Origin of the sequence: Peribacillus deserti, assembly GCF_002863585.1 — a bacterium.
In the GTDB taxonomy this organism is placed as follows: Bacteria; Bacillota; Bacilli; order Bacillales; family DSM-1321; genus Paraperibacillus; species Paraperibacillus deserti_A.
On sequence record NZ_PGUY01000041.1, the window covers coordinates 1 to 12,430 of the forward strand.

11 protein-coding genes and 1 pseudogene are annotated in these 12,430 nt (G+C 41.1%); 3 read left to right on the forward strand and 9 right to left on the reverse strand.

The genetic code is table 11. From position 1 onward, the window contains the following. The first annotated feature begins 1,064 nt into the window (after nt 1-1,064). The gene (locus CUU66_RS13175; RefSeq protein ID WP_101642905.1) at nt 1,065-2,084 is read left to right on the forward strand and encodes a VanW family protein; all 1,020 of its coding nucleotides are present in this window, start codon (nt 1,065-1,067) and stop codon (nt 2,082-2,084) included. A 126-nt stretch (nt 2,085-2,210) separates the two neighbouring features. Here CUU66_RS13175 and CUU66_RS25440 read toward each other — a convergent pair whose 3' ends face one another. The 9 genes from CUU66_RS25440 to CUU66_RS13210 all read right to left on the reverse strand — a co-directional run bounded on the left by CUU66_RS25440 (nt 2,211) and on the right by CUU66_RS13210 (nt 8,690). Next, nucleotides 2,211-2,300: an adenine deaminase C-terminal domain-containing protein gene (locus tag CUU66_RS25440; RefSeq protein ID WP_374702998.1), complete on the reverse strand. Its 90-nt coding sequence runs from the start codon at nt 2,298-2,300 to the stop codon at nt 2,211-2,213. A gap of 654 nt (nt 2,301-2,954) precedes the next feature. Further along, the gene (locus CUU66_RS13180) at nt 2,955-3,206 is read right to left on the reverse strand and encodes a hypothetical protein (protein WP_101642906.1); all 252 of its coding nucleotides are present in this window, start codon (nt 3,204-3,206) and stop codon (nt 2,955-2,957) included. Nucleotides 3,207-3,247: 41 nt separating this feature from the next. Continuing rightward, nucleotides 3,248-3,409: a hypothetical protein gene (locus tag CUU66_RS24190; protein WP_180955277.1), complete on the reverse strand. Its 162-nt coding sequence runs from the start codon at nt 3,407-3,409 to the stop codon at nt 3,248-3,250. A gap of 33 nt (nt 3,410-3,442) precedes the next feature. Beyond that, complete coding sequence (locus tag CUU66_RS13185; RefSeq protein ID WP_101642909.1) at nt 3,443-4,492, reverse strand: alpha/beta fold hydrolase; 1,050 nt, start codon at nt 4,490-4,492, stop codon at nt 3,443-3,445. Continuing rightward, nucleotides 4,476-4,931, reverse strand: coding sequence for a hypothetical protein (locus CUU66_RS13190; RefSeq protein ID WP_101642911.1), 456 nt, complete (start codon nt 4,929-4,931; stop codon nt 4,476-4,478). The genes CUU66_RS13185 and CUU66_RS13190 overlap by 17 nt, the downstream gene beginning before the upstream one ends. Before the next feature lie 157 nt (nt 4,932-5,088). Then, nucleotides 5,089-5,619: a hypothetical protein gene (locus CUU66_RS13195; RefSeq protein ID WP_101642914.1), complete on the reverse strand. Its 531-nt coding sequence runs from the start codon at nt 5,617-5,619 to the stop codon at nt 5,089-5,091. Nucleotides 5,620-5,677: 58 nt separating this feature from the next. Next, nucleotides 5,678-7,045 carry a cytochrome P450 gene (locus tag CUU66_RS13200; protein WP_257967989.1) on the reverse strand — a complete coding sequence of 456 codons (1,368 nt, stop codon included), beginning with the start codon at nt 7,043-7,045 and terminating at the stop codon, nt 5,678-5,680. A 182-nt stretch (nt 7,046-7,227) separates the two neighbouring features. Next, a complete protein-coding gene (locus CUU66_RS13205) occupies nt 7,228-8,052 on the reverse strand; it encodes an alpha/beta fold hydrolase (RefSeq protein WP_101642916.1) in 825 nt (274 codons plus the stop codon). Nucleotides 8,053-8,213: 161 nt separating this feature from the next. Next, entirely contained in the window at nt 8,214-8,690 is a 477-nt protein-coding gene (locus CUU66_RS13210; RefSeq protein ID WP_374702999.1) for a nucleoside deaminase, read from the reverse strand. Nucleotides 8,691-9,004: 314 nt separating this feature from the next. Between CUU66_RS13210 and CUU66_RS13215 the strand changes: the two are divergent. Together CUU66_RS13215 and poxB are read left to right on the forward strand one after the other, a co-directional pair. Next, a pseudogene (locus CUU66_RS13215) lies at nt 9,005-10,498 on the forward strand (peptide MFS transporter). A 165-nt stretch (nt 10,499-10,663) separates the two neighbouring features. Continuing rightward, nucleotides 10,664-12,388, forward strand: coding sequence for a ubiquinone-dependent pyruvate dehydrogenase (gene poxB, locus CUU66_RS13220; protein ID WP_101642924.1), 1,725 nt, complete (start codon nt 10,664-10,666; stop codon nt 12,386-12,388). Nucleotides 12,389-12,430: the final 42 nt, after the last annotated feature.

The following is a 12,430-nucleotide window of genomic DNA, read 5'->3' on the forward strand; positions in this document are numbered from 1 at the left end:
TTCAAAGAACAATCATTGATCAGTATTGGTCAGTCGCTCGTAAGCAACTTAATAATCATAACATATCCCAGTCGTACGGTCAACACTTTTTTGTAATAAAAGTAAAAGTATAATCCGTCGCAATAGAAACAAAATCTGTTTCACATTATGCGTTACTAATTTTCATCAGCAATAAAGCAACTTTACTATCCTAACACGTTTAACTCGACAAGTCCATAGTTGTTTTTATGAACCTCATTAAAAGTTATTTGTTAATGATATGTATAGAAGATAATATCATCGTTCCATCTTTTAGTCTATACAATATTCCAACTTAGTTCATGGTATTTTATGGAAAAATATGAAGGCTGGAATTTAAATATCCAGCTTATTGAGGTATCACAGCGCACTTCTCCACATTTATCATTCAATTTACACCGGATATGGAAAGAAGGGTTAACTCTCTTCCTATTAAATGTAAAAACAAAACGAACTAAGCTAACTTGTATCTAAACAAGCTTTTTCCCAGTACAGCAGAGGTCTTGTTTCGTACCCCATTGAGCTTAGCCGTAATCACATAATGAACGCTTAGTTCGCTGATATAATCGGAAGCCCTGCCATAGGCAGTTATATTAAAGAATTGATCAGTATTTCAACAATACACTCATGCTTTCCTTCCACCCATAAAGTTCCCCTGCGAGAGTCAACACATCTTTATGATATTAAAACCTGCGAAGCCTTTTTGTATCCAGAAAGCTGCACCGGTATTTATAAGTCTAGACCAAGCAAGGTTCATACCGAATGGATGCACTTAAGCATAACCTGTGTAGTCTAGGGGATATCTTCACATATTACTTTTTTGTAGAGCTTCAAAAATCGATTTGGAGAACCGCCAACTGATCAGCAAGTAGAGCGGAGAAGTTATGGCAGGTGACACCACCACCCACCTACGCCTGCGTATTACCATGACACGTCTGCTCCCTCATACCATTATTCCTATAGTGTGTATTTATCAACTTTATCAGTCATATAGAACGTATTCCTCGAATAGAATGAATGTCAGAAAAAAGACTTTTGGGGGAACTATGAAAAATCATATATTCATTAAAGCATCGCTGCTTACTATTGGTTTATTGGGACTATCTGCTTGTGAAGGACAGACAGAAAAAGAACAGGAATTAGAGAAAAAAGTCGCAGAGCTGCAAAAAGAACTGAAGAAACAAAAGCAAACTGTTACTAATGAAGAAAAACGGCAGCAGAAAGAGGAAAAGACGGAGAATGCAGAAATAAAAATCATTCACCCTCTTTCACAAAGAGTTCTAAAAACTATAATTCCCAAATCCCTGGGGTATGGTAAAGATGAGGAATCCTATAAGAATGAAATAAAAAACTGGGCGAGGGCAGCTGCAAAGGGTTCTGAAACTTCGCTTGGACTCGACCAAAGAATGATTCCTGACAAAATAGGGCCAAACGGAGAAATATTGAAAGGGAAACCCCGGATCATATTCGAAGAAGCGGAGTTTTTGGAACAAGTTATGGGTATGTCAGACAGCGGTGGTGACCTTAAACTCCCCTTAACGATTACCGAAAGTGGATATAAATCAGAAGATGTGTCTCACTTAGGAGAAGCAGTAGCTGCATCATTCACAACACGCTTTGACAGCTCGGTTTCAGGGAGAACGCGAAATATCGAACTTTCTGCACAAGCCATTCATAATGTAATCATTGGTACTGGAGACATTTTCTCCTTTAATACAACAGTAGGGCCAAGCGACTCAGCACATGGATATCAAAAAGCTAAAGAAGCATTAAACGGAAAGCTGGTTGACGGGATTGGCGGAGGGATCTGCCAGACTTCCTCCACTTTATACAACGCAGTTGACCAATTAGGCGTAAATTATGTGGAAAAACATCACCATTCCCTCAATGTAGGCTACGTGCCAAATGGCAGGGATGCCACCGTTTCCTATGGAGGGTTAGATTTTAGGTTCGAAAACACTTTGGGTGTGCCATTTGTGATCAAAACCATTATCGATAAACAGAACGGTAGATTAACGGTTGAAGTACGGACTTCGAAAAAGTATCTAGGGCAGATTAAAAGATAGAAAAGAAAATCAAAATCATTTTTTTACCTTTGCCCTGTCCAGAAGCATGAATGCTGAAACCGCTACCCTTTACTTGCGGCCGGCGGTTTTACCATTTATCCCAGTAAATGTAATTCTTTCATGCATCTATAGAAATATGCCGAAATGAGTAAACTGGAATAAACCCTGATCGGTTAATTTTAATTCCGGGATAATAGGCAGGGTTAAGAAGGACAAAGTTAAGAATGGATTAAAATCTCCCGTAAATCCTATTATTTAGTGCATCATGAAAACGGAACACCTTGCTCCAGACCTCTTCATGGCTGTTATCGGATGTAACCCATTTTTAATATCCCGATGTGAACTAATTTCCTCTTTCCTGCAATTCCTTATCCAATAAACAGTTCCTTGCTAAGTTGTATTGTTTCATTCCTAATCAATGGATTCACCTTAAATTAACTAAAAATGAACGAGTAATCCTAATCTTATGTAAAATTTATCACAGATAAAATGTTACTATTTTTTAAAAAAGAATCCCAAGAATTAAAGATACCATCTGCCGGCTGCCCTCCTCGAAAGGGGGATAAAGGACAAAACTCAGTAAACAACCGAAGCAAAGGTCCTTCATAAGCCCGATGAAGGACACATCTTACTAAAAAGCCGAAGCTAAAGTCCTTCATGAGCAAGATGAAGGACATAAATCTGTGTTCTAGGACATTCATATATTTGTAGAGATAGAACTACCTTAATATATGCGAACATATGAAAAGGCAAGGCACACATTTCTCTTGAGCATAAAAAACAGCTTAGTTAAAACTAAGCTGTCACTCAAAAATTTGGTCCTGCACTATACTGTTTATTCAGCTTCTATATATGGGAAGGAAACCTTATTTACTTAACAATTCTTCTTAAATCTCTTACAAGGGACCTTGTATCTCTTTTAACCTCTCTTTTAAACGCTCTCAATCTATTTATAACTCTTCTTAACTGAGTACGGTTTATGTTCCGATTGCCGAGATTACGAAGGTTACTTAGATCACCTAAATTCCTTAAATCACCTAAATTGCTTAGATCACCCAAATTCCTTAGATTACCCAAATTGCTTAGATCACCCAAATTCCTTAGATTATTCCTACTAGCCATTCGTTTCACCTCCTTTAATTGCAAGGTACGTCAATTTTTACTTAGACGTATAAAAACCAGGGCAGGTCCGTATCTTGGTATTCTTCTTCCGACCTGGGTACCTCACCCTTGATAGAGGCCAAGAAACCAGAAAATACTAGTGATGCGAATCCGAGTCCATATTGTCCAAGTGGAAGTGTCCCTGGTGAATAAAGCAAGTACATAGGTTCACCTCCTTCATTACCTGGCTTGTATTGTCACTTTCTTGGGTCAGACCTTTCGGGCAGCCATTCGGCTAAAAATGGCGGAAACGTACCGGGACTAAATGAAGTATGTCCGCCTGCTAATAGCCTATAGGTTTTATCCCGGCTCGACACAAGCTCCATTATAGGCTTAACCATCTTTTCGGGAACCAGGGAGTCATTTTCTGCAGCTATAACAAGCAGATTTGCTTTTATATTCTTTAATGATGCTTTTTTGTTTTTAATTTTAATACTGCCTTTTACGAGTTTATTTTTTTTGACAAAGTCGTTGGTCATTTGTTTTATGGATGCTCCTGTTAGTGGAATATGATCTTTAGTCCAGTGGTCGATACGGCGCCATTTATCAACATAATTCGGATCCTCCACCCTGCTTAACAGGGTCAGATAATGGGAAAAATGTATTGGAAAAGTCACAAAATCTAATCCTTTATTTACAAGGAAGCCCGGTACTATCTGCATGGCATCAAGCCATTCATCAACATCTACCTCCCCTTCCCTGATTGCCTCGGTCCATTGATCAAAACCAGGAGGATCGCTGAAGTCAATTGGCGTTGTAGAAAGAATCAAATTCTTTACAGGCTCCTTAGCAATCGCTGCATACATCGCTGCAAGAGTTCCTCCTAGACAAGTTCCGTACAGGGTGATTTCTTTGGCCGATGAATGCCGCAGTGCCTTGCGTACTCCTTTTTGAATATAATCACTGACATAGTCGCTGATACTGATGCCCCCATCCTCATACCCTGGTTCTCCAAAATCCAACAAATAGACTTCAAAGCCTTCGTTTACAAAGGAACCTATCATACTGTTTTCCGGAGAAAGGTCCAGAATAATCGGTTTATTAATCAGGGAATAGATAATAAAAACCGGAACTCTGTATTTTTTCTCAGCAGGAGGGTAATACCACAGTACTGCTTTATTTTTCTTCCAGACTGCTTTTCTTTTAGTTACTCCCATTTCAGGAAGCGGACCATTCATCGCTTTCAAAGCGAGAGCCCATCTACCTTCAAAACTGTTTATATCTAAGTTCTTATTTTCTTTTTCCATGTATGGAGCTCATTCCCTCGATTAAAGAGTTTACAAGGTAATCAATACTTTCTGATTTCTTGGACCCTTTCTTGGAATACTCCTTCTTTTTCTCCTTTTTGTGTTTGCTCTCTTTTCGTTTAGCTTCTTTGCATTTTTTGTAGATCTTTACGAGCTTTTCTTCTAAGTGGTCGATTTTTTCCTCGAGCTGAACCTGCATTTTAGCTATATTCGCTACATCCCTCTTGGTCGGGAAGTTGCCTAATGCAGATAAGGCTTCCATTGCTTCTTGCAGCTGCTTCGCCATCTTGGCAGTGGTATTCGATTGAAGGCTCGCCTCTTTGATCCATCCATCATTGTTCAACGCTTCTCTAATGATGGTATTAAGCTCTTTCTCCCTCTCAATTCCCAATCTACGAAGCTCTTCAAAGTAGTTATCTGAATTCGTTTTATTTTCCATATTTAGTATCCCTTCTACGATTTTTCTTGGTATCATAACAGGAGATATGTTTTCTTTTTCATTCAGTCACTTTTGTAAAGAGGAAATACTCCTGCCCTATCCTTGTCCTACTACACTATGCAAAATCAAAAGAAATGGAACGGACAAATGTACAATTTTATAGAGCAATAAATAGTCCATAATCAATAACAATCATTTTATTTTCGGTTGATAGAGCGACATTATCGAGTCTTAAATCGACTGGTAAAATTCCGTTTCGATAAAATGTACTACTAAGCATAACTAAACTGATCAAATTGTTTATATTTATTGCTGCTTTACGTTTCACTTTCTTCATAACAATCCAGCCTTCCCCCATTTCAAGAACCGGGCATAAAAATGGACGTATTTCTTTATGACAGCTGTGATAAAGTGTATATTCCTTTTTGTTGCTAGTCAGGCCTATTCCTGAGACCGCTACTTTTAAGACATATCCATTCCCAAGATCAAACACCATCCGGTTTAAGCCATTTCCGATCATTTTATAAGGAAGCTGCATGATTTGTTCTGCAATCTTCATTTTTTGGTAGGGTGTATCCAGCGGGTAATTACCCATTTGAGATACCCACCGTTCAATCAATTGCCTTTCTTGCTTAGTCAAAAATCTTCTTTTTTTTAAACGTTTCTTCTTTTTATGATTATCGGACATATAGTAATAGCCCCTCTTTTTACAGATGAATTTCACTTTTTACCTATTGAGTTGGACATCAGCCACTATCTGGCTTTCTTTCTTCAACTATCATTCTTAATCCACCTCTAGGCCTTAGGGTGATGGAGGGATAAGGGGTTATAGGATCATGATCCGGGGCAAGCTTCACTCTGAATCTCCGGGCTATTGAAGCAATGATAAGTACACTTTCCATCATGGCGAAATGATTTCCTATGCAGACTCTTGGGCCTCCTCCAAATGGAAAGTAAGCATAAGTCGGGATTGTTTTTACATAATTGTTTTCGAATCTTTCAGGGCGAAACATCTCCGGATCAGGAAAATATTCAGGTTGTCGGTGCATTACATACTGGCTCATCATAATCATGTCGCCTTTTCTAAAATGGCAGCCGCCTATTTCCACATCTTCATCAGCTTTACGGCTAATTACAAATGCAGGCGGATACATCCTCATCGATTCCCACATGACATTTTGGAGGTAGGGTAATTTCATAAAATCTTCAGGAGCAGGCATTCGGCTTCCGATTACACGGTCGACTTCATCAAAAAGTTTCTGTTCAGCTTCAGGATTCTGTGAAAGCAAGTAAAATGTCCAGGCCAGAGCGTTGGCTGTGGTTTCGTGTCCAGCAAGAAATATGGTCATCAGCTCATCACGGACTTGTTCATCTGTCATTCCAATCCCGTCCTCCTCGTCCCGAGCGTCCATTAAAATTCCGAGCATGTCCTCATGTTTTATAGGATCCTGCCGTCTTTGTTCAATGATGTTATAAAGTACTGAATCAAGCTCTTTGATTGCCTGCTTGAAATCGCGATTTTTTTTAGTAGGAATCCACAAGGGCAAATTAAATAGAGTTCTCATTCTCTTTACAGCGATTCGCATGGCTGTTTCTATAGGAGGACCGAGGGTGTTATAGCCCTCCTTAAAATCCAAGTTAAACATCGTTTTCGAAATAATATCGAGTGTAATATTCATCGTATCCTGTGTAATAATCCGTTCTTCTCCGTTCCGCCATTTGGATACGTAATCATTGGTAATATCGATCATGCTCTGGCCATAACCGCTGATATTCGATCTTTTAAAGGCCGGTTGGATCAGCCTGCGCTGGCGCAAATGGTATTGTTTCTCACTGGTCAGCAAGCCTTCTCCGATAATTGGTTTTAATGAATTAAAGTCCTGGGATTTAACAAAGGACTTTGCTTTCGTAACAAGCACCTGCTTGATCAAGTCTGGATCAGATATCAGATACACTTTTTGAAAAGGCCCAAACCGAATCTTAGCAATGCTGCCATAACCGGACAAACGCTGCAAAAAACCAAGCGGATCAGCCTGGAAATCCTTGACATGCCCGGTAAACAGCCTCCCCTTTGGGCCGCGGGGAATCAGCTTCAAAACATCCGAATCACTCAAAATCAACACATCCTCCGTTACCATAAATAAGTTCTCACCCCCATCATATGTCCAATGCTCCAACCTGCCTGTACCAAAGCCCACAACACAAAAAATGGGGACTGTCCCCCATTTCCCAGTTGCTCTAAGCCTGATGCAAAGGCTTTTTCAATGGGGACAGTCCTTATTTCCCGTAGGACATTTCACCTGAATTGTTGAAAGTGCTGCAAGACCAGTTGATTAACAGCCTGTGGAACTTCTATCTGTATAAAGTGGCCTGCGTTTTGTATGATTGAAACCTGTGCATGCGGGATGCTTTGTTTTTTTAGTTTCCAGGCAAACTCCATAGGGACGTAGGGATCGTTCTCTCCCCATATAATGGAAATCGGAATTTTCAATTCACTGAGCTTATCCTGATAGATTTTCACGGTATCCAGATTCCCGGACCTGTATAAATCGAGGATCACTTTGCTGGACTCAGATGTGCGAAACGCCTGGTAAAAATCCTTCATGACCGTATCCTCAATGCCTGGAATGGATTTTCTTGTGCCAGCCTCAAATTGTGCTGGGTCTGACATCTGCTTCATCACCTCTTCACCCACCCCGGGCGTCCGCCAAAGCTGCGCGAGTTTATGCCAGGTATATTCATCAGAAATCGTCGAGTTGGAAACGATCATGCTCAAAACTTCCTCCTGGTGATCACACGCCCAATTAAGACCGATTAAACCACCCCAATCATGAACCACTAAATGAAGCTGACCCAGGTAAAGTTTGTTCTTGAACTCAGAAACAAACTGGCTGAAGCGTTCCCATGTCGAGGGTTCATCGAACGGTTCGCTCTGGCCAAATCCGGGAAGATCTGGGGCAACTGCCCGATATCCGTTTCCAACAATGGCCGGAATAATATCCTTCCAAACCAAACACGACTCCGGAACTCCATGGAGTAATAGAACAGCAGGATTCTCCGTTTCCCCTTCATCGAGATAAAAAACCTTCTTGTTATTGATGTCCGTCTGCTTTTTTTTCAATTATCCGACCCCCGAAATGCATAATGTAAACTTAAAAGTTTGTCCATGCTGTTAGAGTATGCCTGAATCTGACAGTCTGCTTGTGAAACCATATAAAAAACACAAAAAAAGAGGTGCATCCCATGCACCTCTTCCCGCCTTATAATGAAGGCTATTTGATCTTAATATCTTAGTTTTTTCGTTGATGCCTCCCACCTCGCAAACGGTATGTCACTATCATTAACAATCAGCTGCTTCATCGAAAGTCTGCGTTCTTCCTTAGGCAGTACAAGCTCTGTATAAATAAAATGGTCATCAAACCCAATGGCTGCTGCCTGGTCTTTCGTACATGCATAATACACCGCTTTTGGCCGTGCCCAATAAATGGCCCCCAGGCACATCGGACATGGTTCACAGCTTGTGTAAATTTCACAACCATCCAGCTGTTGATGCCGAAGCACTTCACAAGCCGCTCTGATTGCCCGGATTTCGGCATGTGCTGTAGGATCGCAGGAGGCTGTCACTTGATTTTGTCCTGCCGCAATAATTTTCCCCTCTTTTACAACCACTGCGCCAAACGGTCCCCCGCCGTTTAAGGAGACATTCATTTTGGCTAGGTGTACCGCTTCCTTCATGAATTTTTCTCTCTCCAAGCCCATTCCCCCTAAAAAAGGTATAGTTCCACTAAACTAAATTCAGAGGGAATTTCCTATTCACCTGTTAGATCTCTAGCCAACATTATCGTTAAATTTTGGTTGATTATACAAGAACCTAATGGGTTACTATATGAAGGGTCTGAAAAGGATTTCAATTTTTAACAAAATACGGAAGGTTTACACTTTTTTAAATATATTCACTATTCTAAAATATCTTTTTTATCCTTTTATATTGGAATTTAGTTGAAATATACTAAATTGTGTTTACAACATTACGGATTAAAGTTATTATAAGATAATTAAAAGGAGGAGAAAGTATGTCATCTATAAATAAACAGAAAATTGTGGATAGTGTCCCTCAAAAAGGGTTCTTCGGACATCCTAAAGGCTTATTCACACTATTCTTCACTGAGTTCTAGGAGCGATTCTCCTACTATGGTATGAGAGCCATCCTCGTTTATTATATGTATTACTCAGTTTCAAAAGGCGGTCTGGGAATTGATGAAGGTACAGCCCTAGCCATCGTATCCATTTATGGATCACTGGTTTACATGTCCGGGATCATCGGAGGCTGGCTGGCCGACAGGATTTTCGGTACACAAAGAGCCGTATTCTTTGGTGGAATCCTGATTATGCTGGGACATATTGTTCTTGCAGTACCTGGAAGCCTCTCCATGTTCTTTGTTTCCATGGTACTAATCGTCTTAGGTACCGGTCTTCTAAAACCTAATGTTTCCAGTGTTGTCGGGGAAATGTATGCTGAAAAAGACGAACGCCGTGATGCAGGTTTCAGTATCTTCTACATGGGGATTAACGCCGGTGCATTCCTTTCACCATTAATTGTCGGAACAGTCGGAATGAAATACAGCTTCCACCTTGGATTCGGTATCGCTGCCGTTGGTATGCTGTTTGGACTGATTCTATTTGTTGCTACAAAGAAAAATAATCTTGGACTTGCAGGAACTATGCCTGCAAACCCGTTATCACCTTCAGAAAGAAAAACTGTATTCATTAAATTAGGACTTCCAGCAATCGTACTTGCTGTTATCATTATTATCGCTGCTACTTCGGGCACTTTAACAATAGAAGGTTTTATTAATCTTGTAGCTGTTCTAGGCTTTGTTATTCCTGCTCTTTACTTTATCTTTATGTATCGCAGCCCTAAAACAACTTCCGTTGAACGCTCTCGTTTAATCGCTTATATTCCATTGTTCATAGCTGCTGTTATGTTCTGGGCGATCCAGGAACAAGGTTCAACGATCTTGGCAAGCTATGCTGACAAAAGAACTCAGTTAGACTTTGCAGGCATTCATATCTCACCTGCATGGTTCCAATCTCTAAACCCATTATTCATCATCATCTTTGCTCCAGTCTTTGCATGGTTATGGGTAAAATTAGGCAAACGCCAGCCGACTATACCTCAGAAATTCGCACTAGGTTTATTGTTCGCAGGTTTATCATTCCTTGTAATTCTGCTTCCTGCTTACTTTGGAGGATCAGATTCATTGGTTAGTCCATTATGGCTTGTCCTTAGCTATTTCATTGTTGTACTTGGTGAGCTTTGCCTGTCACCAGTTGGTCTTTCGGCAACAACCAAACTAGCTCCTGCTGCGTTCTCTGCACAAACTATGAGCTTATGGTTCTTAGCAAGTGCAGCGGCACAAGCTCTGAATGCACAGCTGGTTAGATTCTACTCAGCCGATACCGAAATGGCTTACTTTGGAACTATTGGTGTAGCTTCCCTAGTACTAGGATTCATCCTCTTGGCAATTTCACCAAAAATTCAAGGTCTTATGAAGGGTATACGTTAATTCATACCTCTATATTCAGACAGCTTGTCTTAGACAGGCTGTCTTTTTTGTTTCCAACAATAACAGATATACATACTCTCCGTATCTTTTTCAATTTTGGGCATATTAAGGTTGGATAGTCCCTCGTTATAGAATAAAAATGCGAGATAAGGAGACCAATTATTCATGAAAAAAACCATCGCTGACTTACTTATCGATTCATTGCTGCATGCAGGTGTTAAAAGGATTTATGGAATTGTAGGAGATTCGCTGAATGCAGTACTGGACTCTATAAGACGTTCAGGAAAAATAGAATGGATCAGTGTCCGGCATGAAGAAGTAGCTGCCTTTGCTGCGGGATCCGATTCACTGCTTTCAGACAGTATCGCAGTATGTGCAGGAAGCAGCGGTCCTGGGAACCTTCATTTGATTAACGGCTTATATGATTGCCATCACAGCAGGATACCGGTTCTTGCCATAGCTGCGCATATCCCGAGTAATGAGCTGGGTGGAGAATATTTTCAGCATACTCGTCCCGAACACCTATTCAAAGATTGCAGTCATTTCACCGAAATTGTGACACGGCCGGAACAAATGCCAAGACTGGTGACCATCGCCCTGCAGCATGCTGTTTCCAAGAAAGGAGTATCTGTACTTGTACTGCCAGGTGATGTAGCCTCTCTGCCAGATGACGAAACCGTACCTGAACATGTTGTTCACATTACCAAGCCTGTGGTACGCCCTTCAGATCCTGAACTAGCAAAGCTTGCTGAATATCTGAACAAAGGAAAAAGAATAACCCTTTTATGCGGTGCTGGCTGTGAAGGAGCGCATGCTGAACTCATGCAGCTCTGTGACAGGCTGAAATCTCCTATGGTTATCGCACTAAGGGGAAAAGAACATCTAGAATACGATAATCCATATTCAGTAGGCTTGACAGGCTTGATTGGCTACTCTTCGGGGTATCATGCCATGATGAATTGCGATGTATTGCTGATGCTTGGGACAGACTTTCCATACCGCCAGTTCTATCCGAAAAAAGCGGACATCCTGCAGGTTGATCTAAGAGCCGAACATTTGGGGCGGCGGGCTGCGTTAAGTTATGGATTGTGCGGGGATGTAAAGTATACGGTTGAAGCCCTGCTGCCGCTATTAACCGAGACTCATGATTCTTCTCATTTAGACAAATATGTATCTGATTATGCTGATGTACGCAAAGGGCTGGACGACCTGGCAGTTGGGAAACCCGGCCGAAAACCGATTCACCCGCAGTACTTAACCAAAATGGTGAGTGATCTTGCAAGCAAGGACGCCGTCTTTACCTGTGATGTCGGAACACCTACTTTGTGGGCTGCCCGCTATCTAGAGATGAATGGGAAGAGACGCTTATTAGGCTCTTTTAATCACGGGACCATGGCGAATGCTCTTCCACAGGCCATTGGGGCTCAAGCTGCCGATCGGAACAGGCAGATTATTGCATTATCCGGTGACGGAGGATTAGCCATGTTAATGGGTGATTTATTAACACTTCGACAGCACAAACTTCCTGTAAAAGTTGTAGTATTTAACAACAGTTCCCTAAGTTTCGTTGAATTGGAGATGAAGGCTGCGGGGTATCTCGAAACAGGAACGGAGCTGAACAATCCTAACTTTGCCGAGGTAGCTCAGGCAATTGGTATAGAAGGAATCCGAGTGGAAGACCCAGCTGATCTAGAAAGTGCTTTAAAACGGGCGTTTGAAACAGATGGACCGGTTTTGCTCGATGTTCTGGTCAATCGCCAGGAGCTCTCCCTCCCGCCTAAGATTAATTTTGAACAAGCCCACGGATTTACCCTATGGATGTTAAAGGCAGTTCTGAATGGTGACGGAGATAAATTGGTTGAACTAGCGAAGACTAACTTGATTCGTTGAGTCTGTAACATAAAAAAGCCTTTCGATCTGGAAAGGCTTTTT

Excerpts from the sequence above, each read along its gene's own strand:
- CUU66_RS13180 (WP_101642906.1), bottom strand. The coding sequence starts at position 3,206 with ATGGCTAGTAGGAATAATCTAAGGAATTTGGGTGATCTAAGCAATTTG.
- CUU66_RS13190 (WP_101642911.1), bottom strand. The coding sequence starts at position 4,931 with ATGGAAAATAAAACGAATTCAGATAACTACTTTGAAGAGCTTCGTAGA.
- CUU66_RS13175 (WP_101642905.1), top strand. The coding sequence starts at position 1,065 with ATGAAAAATCATATATTCATTAAAGCATCGCTGCTTACTATTGGTTTA.
- CUU66_RS13195 (WP_101642914.1), bottom strand. The coding sequence starts at position 5,619 with ATGTCCGATAATCATAAAAAGAAGAAACGTTTAAAAAAAAGAAGATTT.
- poxB (WP_101642924.1), top strand. The coding sequence starts at position 10,664 with ATGAAAAAAACCATCGCTGACTTACTTATCGATTCATTGCTGCATGCA.
- CUU66_RS13185 (WP_101642909.1), bottom strand. The coding sequence starts at position 4,492 with ATGGAAAAAGAAAATAAGAACTTAGATATAAACAGTTTTGAAGGTAGA.
- CUU66_RS24190 (WP_180955277.1), bottom strand. The coding sequence starts at position 3,409 with ATGTACTTGCTTTATTCACCAGGGACACTTCCACTTGGACAATATGGA.
- CUU66_RS13210 (WP_374702999.1), bottom strand. The coding sequence starts at position 8,690 with ATGGGCTTGGAGAGAGAAAAATTCATGAAGGAAGCGGTACACCTAGCC.